Here is a 17199-nt window from a genome sequence, read left to right on the forward strand (position 1 = left end):
ACCCCATGGATATTTGCGACGTCCCGTCGCAGACTGCGTTGTGCTCGCGCCCGTCGGAATGATCCGCCGGGCGCGATTCCATCGGGGGGTGCCATTGTCCAGTACGCCCGCAGTCGCTTCCGGCCATCATCCCGATCCGCTACCGCTTGCCATGACCATGGGCGCCCTTGGGGTGGTCTATGGCGATATCGGCACCAGCCCCCTCTACGCCCTGAAGGAAGCCGCCAAGGCGGCCGCCCATGGCGGTACACTGACTCACGACGCTGTCCTCGGGGTTGCCTCTCTGATCCTCTGGGCGCTGCTGCTGATCATCTCGCTGAAATACGCGCTGCTGATCCTGCGCGCGGACAACCGCGGCGAAGGCGGCATCGTCGCGCTGCTGGCGCTGCTGCATGCCCGCAACGCCCAACCGGGCTCCTGGCGGGCGCATCTTTTGGTCGTCGGCCTCATCGGCGCTGCACTGCTGTATGGCGACGGTGCGATCACGCCCGCGATTTCGGTGCTGAGCGCCATCGAGGGCCTCAAGGTCGACGCCCCCTCGCTCGCGCCCGCCGTAGTGCCCATCACCATCGCCATCCTAGTCGGACTGTTCATGATGCAGAAGCAGGGCACCGGCTTCATTGGCCGCATCTTCGGCCCCGTGATGCTGGCCTGGTTCGTCGTGCTCGCCGCACTCGGCATCCACGGCATCGCGCAGGCGCCGGCGGTGCTGGCGGCGCTCAGCCCGCTCTATGCCTTCAACTTCCTGATCCACCAGGACTTTCACATCTCCTTCGCGATCCTCGGCGCCGCCTTCCTCGCGGTGACCGGCGGCGAGGCCATGTACGCCGACATGGGGCATTTTGGCCGCTTCCCGATCCGCCTCGCCTGGTTCGCGATCTGCCTGCCGGCGCTGGTGCTGAACTATTTTGGCCAGGCTGCACTCCTGATCACCGATCCTACCTTGATCGAGAATCCGTTCTTCCAGCTGTGCCCCGACGCCCTGCACTACCCGCTGGTCGCCTTTTCGACGCTCGCCACCGTGATTGCCTCGCAGGCGATCATTTCCGGCGTGTTCTCGCTGACCCAGCAATCGATCCAGCTCGGCTTCCTGCCGCGCATGCAGATCCGCCACACCACAAGCCATGCGATGGGCCAGATCTACGTGCCGCTGGTGAACTGGCTGCTGGCGGCAGCAACGCTCGGCGCGGTTCTGAGCTTCGGCTCCTCGGAAGCTCTTGCCGGCGCTTACGGCATCGCGGTGTCGCTGCTGATGGCGATCACCACGCTGCTTGCCGCGCTGGTTGCGATCCAGTGGGGCTATTCGCCGTGGCTCGTGGTTGCCGTTAACGGCTTCTTCTTCGTGATCGACGTGATCTTCTTCTCGGCCAATTCGATCAAGCTGTTCGAAGGCGGCTGGTTTCCGCTGCTGCTGGCGGCCCTTGTCGCCTTCATGATGCTGACCTGGCGCGCCGGCGTGAAGCTTGTCGAGGCCGCGCGCGGACAGCTGCGACAGCCCGAGGAAGACCTGATCGAAACCGCGGTCAACAAGTGCAGAGCAAGACTGCCCGGGACCGCGGTGTTCCTGGCATCTGCGCCGAAAGGCGTGCCGCTGGCGCTGACGCAGTTCGTCAAGCACAACCACGTCCTGCACGAGCGCATCGTCCTCGTCACCGTCCTGATCGAGGAATCCCCGCACATCAGTGACGAGGAACGCGCCGAGGTGATCGAGATCATCCCCGGCATCACCCGCGTGGTCCTGCATTACGGCTTCATGCAGAACCCGACGATCTATGACGGGCTGACGCTCGCCTGCCGCCAGGGCAAACTCCCCGGCATCGACCTCTCCGATATCACCTACTATGTCGGCCGCGAGACCATCATCCCGCGCGAGGACGTCCCGGGCATGTGGGTCTGGCGCGAAAGCGTGTTCGCCTTCCTCCAGCGCAACGCCGAACGCTCGGCCGCGTTCTTCGGCGTGCCGACCAAGCAGGTGGTGGAATTCGGGACGGAGCTGGAGATTTAATAGCGAATGGCGAATAGGGAGTAGCGAATAGAAGCTATTCCATTCGCTATTCGCCACTCACTATTCGCACTATTCCCCGTTCGCCCCGTTGCCGCTCTCGGCTTCTTCCGTGATGTGCTCGACCGAGACGACATGCTCGTCCTCGGCGGTGTCGAACACGATCACGCCCTGGGTCGAGCGGCCGGCGACGCGGATGCCTTCGACCGGGCAGCGGATCAGCTGGCCCTTGTCGGTGACCAGCATGATTTGATCGGCATCCTCCACGGGGAAGGACGCAACCAGATTGCCGTTGCGGTTGTTGACGCTCATGGCGACGATGCCTTTGCCGCCGCGGCCCGTGGTGCGATACTCGTAGGACGAGGTGCGCTTGCCGTAGCCGTTGACGGAGACGGTGAGCACGACCTGCTCCTGCGCTGACATCTCGGCATAGCGCTCCTGCGCGAGCTGGAAGCTGCCAGAGGTCTCCTCGGCCTCGTTGTCCACCGCCGTCTCTTCGGCGGCGGATTCGCCGGCCACCGCGCGGCGCATCTTCAGATAGGCCGAGCGTTCGTCCGAGCTGGTCTCGACGTGGCGCAGGATCGCCAGCGAGATCACCTTGTCACCCTCGCCAAGCGCAATGCCGCGCACGCCCATCGAGGTGCGCCCGGTGAACACGCGCACGTCGGTGACGGGGAAGCGGATGCACTGGCCGCCGGCGCCGGTCAGCAGAACGTCGTCGCGCTCGGTGCAGATCTGCACGTCGACGATCGCCTCGTTGTCGTCGAGCTTCATGGCGATGATGCCGGAACGGCGGACGTCGACGAAGTCGGACAGCTTGTTGCGCCGGACATTGCCGCCGGTGGTGGCGAACATCACGTCGAGGTTGCCCCAGGTCGATTCATCCTCGGGCAGCGGCATGATGGTGGTGATGCGCTCGCCTTGCTCTAGCGGCAGGATGTTGATCAGCGCCTTGCCGCGCGCGTTCGGCGCGGCCATCGGCAGGCGCCAGACCTTTTCCTTGTAGACCTGGCCGCGGGACGAGAAGAACAGCACCGGCGTGTGCGTGGAGGCCACGAACAGGCGGCTGACGAAATCCTCGTCGCGGGTCTGCATGCCGGCGCGGCCCTTGCCGCCGCGGCGCTGCGCCCGGTAGGCCGACAGCGGCACGCGCTTGACGTAGCCGGCGTGGGAGACGGTGACGACCATGTCCTCGCGCTGGATCAGGTCCTCGTCCTCGACCTCGCCTTCCTGCTCCATGATCACGGTGCGGCGCGGGGTGGCGAACTCGGCCTTCACCTCGGTGAGCTCGGCCTTGATGATGTCGAGAATCCGGGCGCGCGAGCGCAGGATCTCGAGATACTCGCCGATCTCGCCGGCAAGCTTGGAAAGCTCGTCGCCGATCTCGTCGCGGCCGAGCGCGGTGAGGCGCGCCAGCCGCAGTTCGAGGATCGCCCTCGCCTGCTCCAGCGACAGGCGGATGGTGCCGTCCTCGTTGATGCGATGGCGGGGATCGTCGATCAGCGTGATGATGTCCTCGACGTCGCGTGCGGGCCAGTCGCGCGTCATCAGGGTCTCGCGCGCGGCAGCCGGCGTCGGCGAGTGTCGGATCACACGGATGATCTCGTCGATATTGGCGACCGCAATCGCGAGGCCAACCTGCTCATGCGCGCGCTCGCGCGCCTTGCGCAGCTTGTACTTGGTCCGGCGGGTGACGACCTGCTCGCGGAAGCCGACGAAGATCGTCAGCATGTCCTTCAGGTTCATCGTCAGCGGACGACCCGAGTCGAGCGCAACGGCGTTGACGCCGAAGCTCGTCTGCAGCGGCGTGAACTTGTAGAGCTGATTGAGCACCACGTCGGGCACGGCGTCGCGCTTGAGCTCGACGACGACGCGGTATCCGTCGCGGTCGGATTCGTCGCGCAGATCGGAGATGCCCTCGATCTTCTTTTCCTTGTAGAGCTCGGCGATGCGCTCGACCATCGTCGCCTTGTTCACCTGATACGGGATCTCGGTGATGACGATCGCCTCGCGTTCTTTCCGGATCGTCTCGAACGTGACCTTGCCGCGCATCACGATGGAGCCGCGGCCGAGATGATAGGCGCTGCGGATGCCCTGGCGTCCGAGGATGATGCCGCCGGTCGGGAAATCCGGGCCCGGGATGATGTTGATGAGCTCGTCGATGGTCAGCGACGGGTTGTCGATCAGAGCCACGCAGGCGTCGATGACTTCGCCGAGATTGTGCGGCGGGATGTTGGTGGCCATGCCGACCGCGATGCCGCCGGCGCCGTTGACCAGCAGGTTCGGGAACCGCGCCGGCAGCACCACCGGCTCCTTCTCGGAGCCGTCGTAATTGTCCTGGAAGTCGACGGTGTCGCTGTCGATGTCCTCGAGCAGCTTCTGCGCGATCTTGGTCAGGCGCGACTCGGTGTAGCGCATCGCCGCCGCCGGATCGCCGTCGACCGAGCCGAAATTGCCCTGCCCGTCCACCAGCAGCTCGCGCAAGGAGAAGTCCTGCGCCATGCGCACCAGCGCGTCGTAGATCGCCTGGTCGCCGTGCGGGTGATATTTACCCATGACGTCACCGACGATACCGGCGGATTTCTTGTGCTTCTTGTCCGGCGTGAACCCCTGCTCGTTCATCGAGAACAGGATGCGACGATGCACCGGCTTCAAACCGTCGCGCGCATCGGGCAGCGCACGCGACACGATCACGCTCATGGCGTAATCGAGGTAGGACTTCTTCATCTCGTCGAGGATGGAGACGGGGCGAATGTCTGAGGGTTGCGCCGGCTGGTCGCCGGGCTTGTTGTCGTCGTCAGCCAAGGGGAAATCCGGTGAGGTTTTGTCTGGGAATCATATAGCGCATCGCACCCCTGATAACCACCCTTGCGGGGTCCCGGGAAGCGCTTTTTCCGTTCGTTTTTTCATGCACTTACCGGGTTGGCGGACCGCTGTTCCCGGGCATCCTTTGAGGCACCGGCAGCCCGCGCCCGACAGTGAGTTTCGGCCACCCCTCAAGGCCCGAAAACCACCGCGTGCATGATCCGGCCGGGCATGAAGGTGAACAGCCCGGCAGTCACGAGGGCGCCGAAGAAGATCGAGGCCATCGTGATCCTGTGGCGGCGAACATTGTGAGCTCTCGCAGCCATCACACCCAATACGAGCATCGCCAATGCGAAGATCGAGAGCAGATGGATCGGGCTCCACGGACCGACCAGACGGATCTCGTGGATCCAGAACGAGCTGAGCGCCACGACAAGCATCAGCACCACCCAGAGCCAGCCCAAAGCCCGGTGCGGCAGCGCGCCCTTGGGAGCGGCGATCTGGACGATCCCGAGGACGAACGCAGCCATCGCGGCGAAGGCATGCAGCGGGATCGCCGGAGCAGCATCAAGCAGCGGCGCAAGGCTCATGCGGAAGCACCTTCAGGTTGGCAGCGGACACTGTCAAAAGCTGACGCACAACATGAGCAAGCTCGGAAAACCGAGCTTTACCCGTCAATTGCTGGGGAATTTTATCGCTCTGGGCGAATAAGCCAATGTGAAGGACGAACCGCCTGCGATCCAGCCTCAGAACGGGATATCGTCGTCCATGTCGCTGTTGCGTCCGCCGCCAGCGGCAACGGGACGGCGCGGCGCGCTGCTGACCGGGCCGGAGGAGCCGAAATCGCCGCCCGGCTCGTCGCCGAAGCTGCTGCCTCCGCCGCCGCCACCGCGGCCATCGAGCATCGTCAGCGTCGAGTTGAAGCCCTGGAGCACGACCTCGGTGGAGTATTTCTCGACCCCGCTCTGGTCAGTCCATTTGCGGGTCTGCAGTGCGCCCTCGATGTAAACCTTCGCGCCCTTCTTCAGGTACTGCTCGGCCACCTTGCAGAGCCCCTCGTTGAAGATCACGACGCGATGCCACTCGGTCTTTTCCTTGCGCTCGCCGCTGTTCTTGTCGCGCCAGGTCTCCGACGTGGCGATGCTCAAATTCGCGATCGGCCGCCCGTCCTGGGTGCGGCGGATTTCCGGATCCTTGCCGAGATTTCCAACCAGAATGACCTTGTTGACGCTTCCCGCCATCGCCGCTCTCCACTCCGAATGCCACTGAATTCCAGAACGCAGGACCGCCCCTCGCGGCCTGCAACCTGTGTTGAGGCGACCCTATACGCTCGCCGCACACGTCCGGGCGCCGATCAGCCGGTCACGCCTCAGGTTATCCCCATTATATAGCATCGACCCTCTGTTTGTTCCAGATTTGTTCTTATCGAGCAGCAATCCTGAATGGAGGCCCGGCCGGACCGTGGCGCCGGCGCAAAGCGCGTCTCGACGGAACCTTTTCCGGTTCCCGTGAACGGGGAAAACCGCTTAACATTCATCAAGTTGCAGCGGATCAGTCGGCGCGCGAGTGTGGCATTTCGGAGACGGACTTTGCCCACACCTTAGGCTACCGTTGCCTTGGACTTAGTTCATATGGGCGTCGCGCCTGATCAACCGCTTCGGGATTTTCAAGAAGCGGACGAAACTGGGGAGACTGCAATGAATAAGATTCTGCTTGGAGCAATCGGCATAGTGGCAATGGGCCTGTCGGCCCCCGCAAGCGCGGCGGATATGGCGGCGCGTCCCTACACGAAGGCTCCGGCACCGATGGTCGCCACCATCTACGATTGGAGCGGTTTCTACATCGGTATCAACGGCGGCGGCGGCACCAGCCGCAAGTGCTGGGATTTCGTGACGCCGGTTACGGGCGTTCTGGTCGGCGAAGGCTGCCACAACGCGGTTGGCGGCACGGTCGGTGGCCAGGTCGGCTATCGCTGGCAGTCGACCAACTGGGTGTTCGGCCTCGAGGGTCAGGGCAACTGGGCCGACTTCTCCGGCGAAAATATCAGCGGAGCGACGGGCCTGCGCGATCGTTCCAAGATCAACGCCTTCGGATTGTTCACCGGACAGGTCGGCTACGCCTGGAACAATGTCCTGCTCTACGTGAAGGGCGGCGGCGCCGTCGTCGGCGATCGCTACCGGAGCTACGATCTCGCCACCGGTCTCGAATTCGACCGGGCCAACGAATCCCGTTGGGGCGCCACTGTGGGCGCAGGCGTCGAGTTCGGATTCGCGCCGAACTGGTCGGTCGGCTTCGAGTACAATCACATCTTCCTCGGCGACCGCACCCTCAACTTCACCGGGTCTGGCAACTTCGTAATCGCTCCGCTTGGGGTCGTTACACGCTCCGAGCGTATCAGCCAGGACGTCGATATGGCTCTCATCCGCGTGAATTACCGCTGGGGCGGTCCGCTCATCGCAAGGTACTGATACCCGCTTGATATCATTTTGGAATCGAAGGCCGGCCTCGCGCCGGCCTTTTTGCTGGGATCAGCGCGGTAATGAGTCAGCAACCATTACGTTTTGCGTCTGTTGTGGCTTTTGAGAGACACAACTTGCGGCTTCGTTGGTGTAAGCACGGCAATAGTTGGGCCATCGAGTCCGCTGCCTTTCCGATTACGGAAGGCACAACAGAAACTGGGACTGGGATTAGTTGAATATGAAGAAGGTTTTGCTGGCTTCGGCCTGTTTGTTCGCTCTCGCCGCGCCCGCGTCGGCTGCTGACCTGGCGGCTCGTCCGTACACCAAGGCTCCGATTGCTCCGGCTGCTGTGTACAATTGGACCGGCTTCTATCTCGGTGTCGTCGGCGGCGGCGCTTGGGAAGACGCCAACAGCCCGGCAATGCAGGGCGGCTTCGTCGGCGGCACGGCCGGCTACAATTGGCAGACCGGCAGCGTCGTGTTCGGCATCGAGGCCGACGGAGCCTGGGCTGACGTCAACGCCTCGGCGACTGCACTCGGCATCACCGTGGCGTCCAAGACCGACGCGCTCGGAACCGTTCGCGGCCGCATCGGCTGGGCCGTCAACAACGTGCTGTTGTACGGCACCGGCGGCTATGCCTGGATCGACAACAAGATCAGCATCACTACGCTCGGCCTGACCGTCTCCGACAGCAAGTTCCACTCCGGCTGGACCGTCGGTGCGGGCGTCGAAGCGTTCTTCGCGCCGCAGTGGTCGGTCAAGGGCGAGTACCTCTATCGCAGCCTCGGCAGCGAGACCTATTTCGGTGGTGTGGGCGTTCCGCTGAACTCTGGCACGCTCAACCTCCACACCGTGCAGGTCGGCGTGAACTATCACTTCGGCGGCCCGATCGTCGCGAAGTACTGATCACTACCGACGTCACATCGTCACGAAAGGCCGGCCTCGCGCCGGCCTTTTTGTTTGGTGGGATCACAAGTCCCCCGCTCCTGCTGCCAGATGCCGCCAGCGCGCCAACATTCCGTTGACGATTCGCAAACGCCACTGGAAATCCGCTCTCGTTCTTCCTACGTTCGCTGCCATACCCATCGGCGCCGATCCCGGTTCCGGGCGAAGCGCGCCTTTTTCATTGGCGCGATCGCGTGTCTTTGGGCTTCCTTGAGGACCACCGGGATGGACGAAGTGATCAAGGCCAAGCGTCAACAACAGAACGCGGGCTCGCACCTGCGCGCAATTACGATCCGCGGCGCGCGCGAGCACAATCTCAAGAACATCGACGTCGAGATTCCCCGCGACAAGCTCGTGGTGTTCACCGGCCTCTCCGGCTCCGGCAAATCCTCGCTTGCCTTCGACACCATCTACGCCGAAGGTCAGCGCCGCTACGTCGAATCGCTCTCGGCCTATGCGCGCCAGTTCCTGGAGATGATGCAGAAGCCCGACGTCGACCAGATCGACGGCCTGTCGCCGGCGATCTCGATCGAGCAGAAGACGACGTCGAAGAACCCGCGCTCCACCGTCGGCACCGTCACCGAGATCTACGACTACATGCGCCTGCTCTGGGCGCGCGTCGGCGTGCCCTATTCGCCGGCCACGGGCCTGCCGATCGAGAGCCAGACCGTTTCGCAGATGGTCGATCGCGTGCTGGCGCTGCCCGAGGGGACGCGTCTCTATCTGCTCGCCCCGGTCGTGCGTGGCCGCAAGGGCGAGTACCGCAAGGAGCTCGCCGAATGGCTCAAGAAGGGCTTTCAGCGCGTCAAGATCGACGGCACCTTCTACGAGCTCGCCGAAGCGCCGACGCTCGACAAGAAATTCCCGCACGACATCGACGTCGTCGTCGACCGCATCGTGGTGCGCGCCGATATCGGCCAGCGCCTCGCCGAGAGCTTCGAGACCGCGCTGAAGCTCGCCGAAGGCCTCGCCGTCGTCGAGTTCGCCGACGCGCCGGCCACCGCGCCCGCGGAAGAGAAAGAGAAAAAGAAGACCGCGAAAATCCACGACAAGAGCGGCCCCGAGCGCATCCTGTTCTCGGAAAAGTTCGCCTGCCCGGTCTCCGGCTTCACCATCCCCGAGATCGAGCCGCGCCTGTTCTCGTTCAACAATCCCTACGGCGCCTGCCCCGCCTGCGGCGGCCTCGGTGTCGAGCAGCATGTCGACGAAGACCTCGTCATTCCCGACAAGGAGCTGTCCCTCCGCAAGGGCGCGATCGCGCCCTGGGCCAAATCCTCGTCGCCCTATTACGAGCAGACGCTGACCGCGCTCGGCAAGCACTACAAGTTCACGCTCGACACCAAGTGGAAGGATCTCGCCAAGAAGACGAAGGACGCGCTCCTCTACGGCTCCGGCGAGGACGAGATCAAGTTCTCCTACCAGGACGGGGTGCGCTCCTACGACACCAAGAAGCCGTTCGAAGGCGTCATCACCAACATCAACCGCCGCTACCGCGAGACCGAGAGCGAATGGGCGCGCGAGGAGCTGGCGAAGTATTTCCACGACGTCCCCTGCGAGGCGTGCCACGGGTTTCGGCTCAAGCCCGAGGCGCTCTGCGTCAAGATCGGCGCCAGGCATATCGGCGAGATCTCGGAGCTGTCGGTCAGAAAGGCCGGCGAATGGTTCGAGACCGTGCCTGAAGCGCTCAACGCGCAGCAGAACGAGATCGCCGGCCGCATCCTGAAGGAGATCCGCGAGCGCCTCACCTTCCTGCTCGACGTCGGCCTCAACTACCTTACCCTCTCCCGCTCCTCCGGCACGCTGTCCGGCGGCGAGAGCCAACGCATCCGCCTGGCCTCGCAGATCGGATCGGGCCTGACGGGCGTGCTCTACGTGCTCGACGAGCCCTCGATCGGCCTGCACCAGCGCGACAACGCCCGCCTGCTCGACACCCTCAAGAGACTTCGCGACCTCGGCAACACCGTGGTCGTGGTCGAGCATGACGAGGACGCCATCCGCCTCGCCGACTACGTGCTCGACATCGGCCCCGGCGCCGGCATGCATGGCGGCAACATCGTCGCCGAAGGCACGCCCGCCGAGATCATGCGCAACCCGAAATCGCTGACCGGCAAGTACCTGACCGGCGAGCTTGAGGTCGAGGTCCCGGAGCGGCGCCCGCCGAACCATCGCCGTACCATCAAGGTGGTCAACGCGCGCGGCAATAACCTCAAGAACGTCACCGCAGAGATCCCGCTCGGCCTGTTCACCTGCGTCACCGGCGTGTCCGGCGGCGGCAAGTCGACGCTCTTGATCGACACGCTCTACCGCGCCATCGCCCGGAAGCTGAACAATGCCAGCGAGGGCGCCGCGCCGCACGACCGCATCGAGGGGCTCGAGCATATCGACAAGATCATCGACATCGACCAGTCGCCGATCGGCCGCACCCCGCGCTCGAATCCGGCGACCTATACCGGCGCGTTCACGCCGATCCGCGAATGGTTCGCCGGCCTGCCCGAAGCGAAAGCGCGCGGCTACGAGCCCGGCCGCTTCTCCTTCAACGTCAAGGGCGGCCGCTGCGAGGCGTGCCAGGGCGACGGCGTCATCAAAATCGAGATGCACTTCCTGCCCGACGTCTACGTCACCTGCGACGTCTGCAAGGGCAAGCGCTACAACCGCGAGACGCTGGAGGTGCTGTTCAAGGGCAAGAGCATCGCCGACGTGCTCGACATGACCGTCGAGGAGGCCGCCGAGTTCTTCAAGGCGGTGCCGCGCGTGCGCGAGACCTTCAACACCCTGCACCGCGTCGGCCTCGACTACATCCATGTCGGCCAGCAGGCGACGACCCTGTCGGGCGGCGAAGCCCAGCGCGTCAAGCTTGCCAAGGAGCTGTCCAAGCGCGCCACCGGCCGCACGCTCTACATCCTGGACGAGCCGACCACCGGCCTGCACTTCCACGACGTCAAGAAGCTGCTGGAGGTGCTGCACGAGCTGGTCGCGCAGGGCAACACAGTCGTCGTCATCGAGCACAATCTCGAAGTCATCAAGACCGCCGACTGGGTCATCGATCTCGGCCCCGAAGGTGGCGACGGCGGCGGCGAGATCGTCGCCTGGGGCCCGCCAGAAGACATCGCGAAAGCGCCGCGGAGCTATACCGGCAAATTCCTCGAGCCGGTGCTGAAGAAGGCCAGAAAGACGAAACGGCGGAGCACGAGTGAGGCGGCGGAGTAGTTTACACGGCTGGATGGGCCGACGCACTTGTCTGAGGGAGAATGAGCTTTGCCTGCCGGACTTGTGCAGACCTATCGCGCGTTCGCCCATAACAACGCCTGGGCGAACCATCGGCTGCTCACGGCTTGCGCTGCGCTGCCTCAGGCTGGTTTCGAAGCCGAGCGCATCGGGTTCTTTCCAAGCCTGCAGCGCACGCTCAACCACATCCATGTCATTGATCTCTTCTATGTCGACGCGCTGGAGGGCGGATGGTTGGGCCCGGCGGCCTGGAAGAACGAGGTGCCGTACCCTGCCCTCGCCGCGCTCAAGCCCGCGCAAGCCGCGGTCGACAAGCGCTTGATCGCGGTCTGCGATGCATTGACGCCCGAGAGTCTCGACAGCGTTGTGCGGATCAATCGCGACCCGGCCGTGCAGACCGAACGATGCGACCGGCTGCTCATGCATCTGTTCCAGCATCAAATTCATCATCGCGGACAGGCGCATGCCATGCTGTCCGGAACGAGCGTCACACCGCCTCAGCTTGACGAGTTCTTTGCGGAGGGAGAAGCATCGCTTCGTGCCACCGAATTTGCCGATCTGGGCTGGACCGAGGACACTGTTTGGAATTCTAGCTCATTGGCTAGATGAACGAAGCGACATCCGGAGTCTTTCCGTCACGTGCCCTACTCCCTCGCCATCTTCGATCTCGACGGCACCCTCGCCGACAGCTTCCCGTGGTTCCTGCGCACCATCAACGACGTCGCCGATCGCTTCAATTTTCGTCGCGTCGCGCCTGAGGACATCGAGGAGCTGCGGCACGCTTCGAGCCGCGAGATTCTCAGCCGGCTCGAGGTGCCCTTGTGGAAGCTGCCGGCGATCGCGCGGCATGCGCGGCGGCTGAAGGCAGAGGCGGCGGCCGAGATTCCGCTGTTTGCGGGCGTCGAGGCAATGCTGCGGACGCTGGCTGCGAACGGCATGCAGCTCGCGCTGGTGACCTCCGACAGCGAGGCCAATGCGCGCGAGAAGCTCGGGGACGCCGCAGCGCTGTTTTCACATTTCGACTGCGCGGCGTCGCTGTTCGGCAAACCCGCCAAATTCCGCCGGGTCGTTCGCCGTGCCGGCGTCGTGCCCGCCCAGGTGATTTCGATCGGCGACGAGGTCCGTGACATCGAGGCGGCGCGCGCCGTCGGCATCGCCTGCGGCGCCGTGTGCTGGGGCTATGCGGCCCCGGCGGCGCTGCGGGCGCTTGCGCCGGATCACATGTTTGCGCAGATGGAGGAGATCGCCGAAGTGGTGTGCCGGATTCAGCGGAGAGCCTGATCCGCAATCGTCACACACGGCGCAGGGAGACGGCAATGACACTCACGGACGCAAGCCGCCTCAAGCTCCTGGAGCCGCCGGTCGGCCGGTTGCGGGTCGTGCTCGACACCGACACCTATAACGAGATCGACGACCAGTTCGCGCTCGTACAAACGCTGCTGTCACCGGAGCGTTTCGACGTCGAGGCGATCTACGCCGCGCCGTTCTTCAATGCGCGCGCGGACAGTCCCGGCCACGGCATGGAGCTGAGCTATGAGGAAATCCTTCGCCTGCTGGAGCGCCTCAACATCGCGCCTGATGGCCTGGTGCATCGCGGCGTCACCGACTATGTCGGCCCCGGCAAAACGGCGCAGCGAGCCCCCGCCGTCGACGACCTCATCGCCCGGGCGCGCGCGGGCACGCCGGACAATCCGCTCTACGTCATCGCCATCGGTGCCATCAGCAATGTGGCCTCCGCCCTCCTGACGGCGCCTGACCTCATCGACCGCGTCGTGGTGGTCTGGCTCGGCGGTCATGCTCTGGAATGGCCCGACACCATAGAGTTCAACCTCAAACAGGATGTCGGCGGAACGCAGGTGCTGCTCGACAGCGGCGCTCCGCTCGTGCTGGTGCCGTGCAGGGGCGTCACCTCGCGCCTGCACTCGACGGTGCCGGAGATCGAGCGCTACGTCGAACCGCATGGCAGTATAGGCGCCTTTCTCGCCATGCGGTTCAAGGCGTATTCGTCCGACCACATGGGCTGGGCCAAGGAGATCTGGGACATGGCGCCGGTCGGATGGCTGCTGAACCCCGCATGGGCGCCGAGCGTGATCATCCCCGCTCCTGTTCTCACGGACCAGATGACGTGGAGCATCGACCGCCGGCGCCATCCGATCCGCTACGTGACCTATGTGGATCGCAACCCGATCCTGAAGGATTTTTTCCTGAAGCTGCGAGACTTCGCCGCGTCGAAGGTCCCGTAGGGTGGGCAAAGCGAAGCGTGCCCACCATTGCGCGCCGAGGCGGTGGAGAAATGGTGGGCACGGCGCGCTGCGCCTTTGCCCACCCTACTCACCTGACGCTAACCCACCCTACACGCCCCTACTCCGTCTTCCGCAAGAACGCGCCGAACGCGCGGGCCGTCGCCGGTCTTGATCTCACCGATCACCTTCAGCTCGGCGGCATCGATGACGCTCAATGTGTTGCTTTCCCAGCAGGCGACGATGACGCGCTTGCCGTCGGCGGTCGCATTGATGCCCTCCGGATAGTCGCCGACAGTGATGCGCTTGATCGGCTTCAAGCTCGCGAGGTCGAACACACTGACGGTGCCGCCATACTGGTCGGTGACGAAACCGCGCCCCTGCGTCAGCGCCACCGCATAGGGCCGCATCCCGACTGGCACGCGGCCGATCTCGCGGCCTTCGGCGATGTCGATCACGGAGACGTCGTCGGAGCCGACATTGGCGGTGTAGGCGCGCTTGCCCTCGGCATCGATGGTGACGCCGAACGGGCGCGTGCCGACCTTGATGATCGCCTTGCGCTGACGCGTCGCGGTGTCCACCACCGAGACGCTGTCGTCGTCGCGGTCGGCCGACAGCAGCAGCTTGCCGTCCGGTGTCACCGCAAGCCCCGATGGCGAGGCGCCGACCGCAATGCTGGCCACGACGCTGCGGCTCGCCGCGTCGATCACCCGGACCGCAGCGGCATACCAGTCGGCGACATAGACCGTCTTGCCGTCCGGCGCCAACGCAATGCCGAGCGGCCCGCCGCCGACCTCGATGCGCCCCGTAATCTGCCGCGCTGCGGCGTCCACCACCGTCACCGCCTTGGCGTCGGGGCTCGTCACATAGGCAAAGCGGCCGTCCGCGCTGACGGCGACGCCGGCCGGTTTGCCGCCGATCGGGATGGTCGCAACCCCGCGCGCGGCGGCGAGGTCCACGACCATCAGATCGTCGCTGAGCTGGTTGGTGACGAACGCCTCTTCGGCGGACGCGCGCGGCAGACCGGCACCGCAAAGGCTGGCGGCCAAGGCCGCCAGGACCAGCGCCCGCACGATCAGCTTCCGCTCTCGATCTTCTTCTTGAGCGACTCGAGCCCGGCCTTGTACAGGCCGGTCACCGCAGTCTTGGCCGCCTCGTCGCTCAGCTCCGGCGGCGGATCGTTGTTGGGGTAACCACGATAGAACGCGCCGGCCCATTCCAGTTTCGCCTTGCCATCAGGCGCGGGCGATACCGTCAAGGTGGAGGAATAATTGGTCACCGGCAGCACCTTCACGTCGACCTTGGTGATCCGGTACGAATAGCTTTGCATGTCGGGCTCGTATTTGTAGAGTTCCTCCTCGACCGCCGCACCACCGGTCAGGATCAGCGTCCGCGTCGCGCCGACCTCGTTGCCCTTCTGGCCTTCGGTCTTGGTGACCGGCGGCAGCCAGCTCATGTCCTGAAAATTGGAGATTGCGGCCCACACCTTGGCCGGCGGCGCACTGATCTCGATGGATTCCCGCACCTTCTGGCGGGTCGGCCCGTGGGCCCACACCGGCTCGAAAGCAGCCGCCAGAGCCATCCCCGCCACCGCCAGCGCCGCCACCCCGGCGAGCGCCGTTCCGCTTCTCATCCTCATGTCGTTTCCTCGTTCCTCAATCTGCGCGACTTAAGGGCGCGCTGAACTCATCGTAGCGCAATTTTGGACCATGGGGAGACCTGTTCGTGGCACGGCTGTGGCGAGGTCGCCGCCGGCATCCACACCAGCCCTTGCGCTGCCCGCCGGGCAAAACACACGAGACCATGGTCAATCTGTCAGGCCCAAAACAATTCGCTTTACGCGAATTCGGAATTATCGCATGTTTCGACCACCCCAACCCGAGCCGAGGGGCGGATCGCGATCGTCACGAACGCGGGATGGGGCGTGGTGGACGCGGGCGGCGCCGCGCGCAGCTGGTTTGCAGGGCGGGTCACTCCGTGAGCAGGCGATGCGCGCATATGATGGGTGCAGCCTGCGTACGGCAAAATCGTGTGGTCCTGGCGCCCGGGGTCTGTGCGCCAAGTGTTGCGGTGATGTATGCGGCCCGACCGGGCGCGCGCATCAGTCATCCGCAAGGCGACGGGGGCAATAGTGCATCGCTCCCCGGGGAGAGCACGACATAAGCCGTCAAACCACTGCGCAGGGAAGGCCGGATGTTGGGCTTCACCTGTATGCTGCTGTGCATTTGCTTCCAGCGCAATTGCGCACAGCGGACCGCGGGTGCCAGCCGGCACCCGGCCTTCCCTGCGCCCTCGGCACTCTTGAGGGTGGTGACCAACGCAAGCTCGGGCACGATGTGCCGCGAGAACGGGAGACTGTGCCAGCCATTCGACGACAGTCTCGTGCCCCGGACGCTGCGCAGCACGAAGTGATGCGCTGCAGAGCCGGGGCCTAGGCATCAGCGATGCTGCGGCTTGCTGGGTCCCGGCTCTGCGCCGCAACGCTCGCGCGTTGCAGCTTGTCCGGGACACGAGGGTTGAGTGCGCTGCTGCCCTTCACTCCGTCATTGCAAGCGTAGCGACTTGTCCGCCGAAGCCTTGGCGAAGGCGGAAGCAATCCAGACTGCCGCCGCGGAACGGTTCTGGATTGCTTCGTCGCAAGAGCTCCTCGCAATGACGGCGGAGAGAACGACCGCCAACTGACCCATCATTCCGTCAGCGTCGCTTCCACGAACCCGCGCGGATCGTCGCAGAATTCGCGCATCACCCGGTAATGATCGGTCTGCTCCACCGTCACCGGCTCCAGACCGTATTTTTCGAGCCGCAGCAGCCGCGCATTGGGGTAGGCCATCAGCATCGGCGAATGGGTTGCCATGATGACCTGGCAGATGCGGGAGTCTTCCATGCGCCGCAGCAGCTTCAGGAACTCGATCTGGCGCGCCGGCGACAGCGCCGATTCCGGCTCGTCGAAGATGAAGATGCCCTGGCGCTGGCAGCGCTCCTCGAAGAAGCGCAGGAAGCCTTCGCCGTGGGAATGCGACAGGAAATCGGGGCCGGCCTGGCCGACGTCACGCGCCGCCTTGTCGAGATATCGCGCGACCGAGAAAAAGCTCTCCGCGCGGAAGAACCAGCCATTGGTGATCTTCGGCAGCCAGCTTGCGCGCAGCGCCCTCGAGAGTTGGCCGCCCATCTGCTCGCGCGCTTCGGAATGATCGACCGGCATGTAGCCCTTGCCTCCGCCGGCATCGTCGTAGCCGGCGAGCGCCGCGATGCCCTCGAGGATCGTCGACTTCCCGGTGCCGTTCTCTCCCACGATGATCGTGATGGGGGCGTCGAAGCTGAGCTCGAAATCATCCGGGAAGATGGGCAGGCAAAACGGGTATGCCTCGCGATCGCGAACTTGCGACGGGTCGAGCCAGACCCGCTTCAGATAGGGCGCGGGCAAATTGATTGTCCGATTGCCTTTTCGTGCCATTGCCCGCCCCGGAGATTTCATGGAACATAACAGGAACAAGAAGATTGCAAAGCGCAATCTTAGGCCTC

12 protein-coding genes and 1 pseudogene are annotated in these 17199 nt (G+C 64.5%); 7 read left to right on the forward strand and 6 right to left on the reverse strand.

Annotated elements, in window-relative coordinates; genetic code table 11:
• Positions 1-151 precede the first annotated feature (151 nt).
• Positions 152-2005: a potassium transporter Kup gene (locus HAP40_RS20475; protein ID WP_166819432.1), complete on the forward strand. Its 1854-nt coding sequence runs from the start codon at positions 152-154 to the stop codon at positions 2003-2005.
• Positions 2006-2074: 69 nt separating this feature from the next.
• Here the strand turns inward: HAP40_RS20475 and gyrA are convergent, their stop codons facing one another.
• The 3 genes from gyrA to HAP40_RS20490 all read right to left on the reverse strand — a co-directional run bounded on the left by gyrA (position 2075) and on the right by HAP40_RS20490 (position 6048).
• Positions 2075-4807 (reverse strand): DNA gyrase subunit A, encoded by a 2733-nt coding sequence (gene gyrA, locus HAP40_RS20480; protein ID WP_166816122.1) that lies wholly within the window; start codon positions 4805-4807, stop codon positions 2075-2077.
• 191 nt (positions 4808-4998) lie between these two features.
• Positions 4999-5397 (reverse strand): DUF2306 domain-containing protein, encoded by a 399-nt coding sequence (locus tag HAP40_RS20485; RefSeq protein ID WP_166816121.1) that lies wholly within the window; start codon positions 5395-5397, stop codon positions 4999-5001.
• Positions 5398-5553: 156 nt separating this feature from the next.
• Complete coding sequence (locus tag HAP40_RS20490) at positions 5554-6048, reverse strand: single-stranded DNA-binding protein (protein ID WP_166816120.1); 495 nt, start codon at positions 6046-6048, stop codon at positions 5554-5556.
• A gap of 456 nt (positions 6049-6504) precedes the next feature.
• On the opposite strand from HAP40_RS20490, the gene HAP40_RS20495 reads away from it, so the two are divergent.
• From HAP40_RS20495 to HAP40_RS20520, 6 genes are all read left to right on the forward strand, one after another.
• Complete coding sequence (locus HAP40_RS20495) at positions 6505-7275, forward strand: outer membrane protein (RefSeq protein ID WP_166816119.1); 771 nt, start codon at positions 6505-6507, stop codon at positions 7273-7275.
• 229 nt (positions 7276-7504) lie between these two features.
• Complete coding sequence (locus HAP40_RS20500; RefSeq protein ID WP_166816118.1) at positions 7505-8173, forward strand: outer membrane protein; 669 nt, start codon at positions 7505-7507, stop codon at positions 8171-8173.
• 264 nt (positions 8174-8437) lie between these two features.
• A complete protein-coding gene (gene uvrA / locus HAP40_RS20505; protein WP_166816117.1) occupies positions 8438-11419 on the forward strand; it encodes an excinuclease ABC subunit UvrA in 2982 nt (993 codons plus the stop codon).
• Positions 11420-11467: 48 nt separating this feature from the next.
• Positions 11468-12046, forward strand: coding sequence for a DinB family protein (locus tag HAP40_RS20510; protein WP_166816116.1), 579 nt, complete (start codon positions 11468-11470; stop codon positions 12044-12046).
• A 30-nt stretch (positions 12047-12076) separates the two neighbouring features.
• Positions 12077-12718 carry an HAD-IA family hydrolase gene (locus HAP40_RS20515; protein ID WP_166816115.1) on the forward strand — a complete coding sequence of 214 codons (642 nt, stop codon included), beginning with the start codon at positions 12077-12079 and terminating at the stop codon, positions 12716-12718.
• Between the two features lie 35 nt (positions 12719-12753).
• Positions 12754-13680 (forward strand): nucleoside hydrolase, encoded by a 927-nt coding sequence (locus HAP40_RS20520; protein ID WP_166816114.1) that lies wholly within the window; start codon positions 12754-12756, stop codon positions 13678-13680.
• A gap of 118 nt (positions 13681-13798) precedes the next feature.
• Here the strand turns inward: HAP40_RS20520 and HAP40_RS20525 are convergent.
• The 3 genes and pseudogenes from HAP40_RS20525 to HAP40_RS20535 all read right to left on the reverse strand — a co-directional run bounded on the left by HAP40_RS20525 (position 13799) and on the right by HAP40_RS20535 (position 17131).
• Positions 13799-14750, reverse strand: a pseudogene (locus HAP40_RS20525) (cytochrome D1 domain-containing protein).
• Between the two features lie 2 nt (positions 14751-14752).
• A complete protein-coding gene (locus HAP40_RS20530) occupies positions 14753-15316 on the reverse strand; it encodes an SRPBCC family protein (protein WP_166816113.1) in 564 nt (187 codons plus the stop codon).
• A gap of 1047 nt (positions 15317-16363) precedes the next feature.
• Positions 16364-17131, reverse strand: coding sequence for an AAA family ATPase (locus HAP40_RS20535; protein ID WP_166816112.1), 768 nt, complete (start codon positions 17129-17131; stop codon positions 16364-16366).
• Positions 17132-17199: the final 68 nt, after the last annotated feature.

Source organism: Bradyrhizobium sp. 1(2017) (assembly GCF_011602485.2).
GTDB lineage: Bacteria > Pseudomonadota > Alphaproteobacteria > Rhizobiales > Xanthobacteraceae > Bradyrhizobium.

What these genes read in the sequence shown, in the direction of transcription:
- HAP40_RS20535 (WP_166816112.1), bottom strand. Translation starts at nt 17,131, where the DNA reads ATGGCACGAAAAGGCAATCGGACAATCAATTTGCCCGCGCCCTATCTG.
- HAP40_RS20490 (WP_166816120.1), bottom strand. Translation starts at nt 6,048, where the DNA reads ATGGCGGGAAGCGTCAACAAGGTCATTCTGGTTGGAAATCTCGGCAAG.
- HAP40_RS20520 (WP_166816114.1), top strand. Translation starts at nt 12,754, where the DNA reads ATGACACTCACGGACGCAAGCCGCCTCAAGCTCCTGGAGCCGCCGGTC.
- uvrA (WP_166816117.1), top strand. Translation starts at nt 8,438, where the DNA reads ATGGACGAAGTGATCAAGGCCAAGCGTCAACAACAGAACGCGGGCTCG.
- HAP40_RS20475 (WP_166819432.1), top strand. Translation starts at nt 152, where the DNA reads ATGACCATGGGCGCCCTTGGGGTGGTCTATGGCGATATCGGCACCAGC.
- HAP40_RS20495 (WP_166816119.1), top strand. Translation starts at nt 6,505, where the DNA reads ATGAATAAGATTCTGCTTGGAGCAATCGGCATAGTGGCAATGGGCCTG.
- HAP40_RS20485 (WP_166816121.1), bottom strand. Translation starts at nt 5,397, where the DNA reads ATGAGCCTTGCGCCGCTGCTTGATGCTGCTCCGGCGATCCCGCTGCAT.
- HAP40_RS20500 (WP_166816118.1), top strand. Translation starts at nt 7,505, where the DNA reads ATGAAGAAGGTTTTGCTGGCTTCGGCCTGTTTGTTCGCTCTCGCCGCG.
- HAP40_RS20530 (WP_166816113.1), bottom strand. Translation starts at nt 15,316, where the DNA reads ATGAGGATGAGAAGCGGAACGGCGCTCGCCGGGGTGGCGGCGCTGGCG.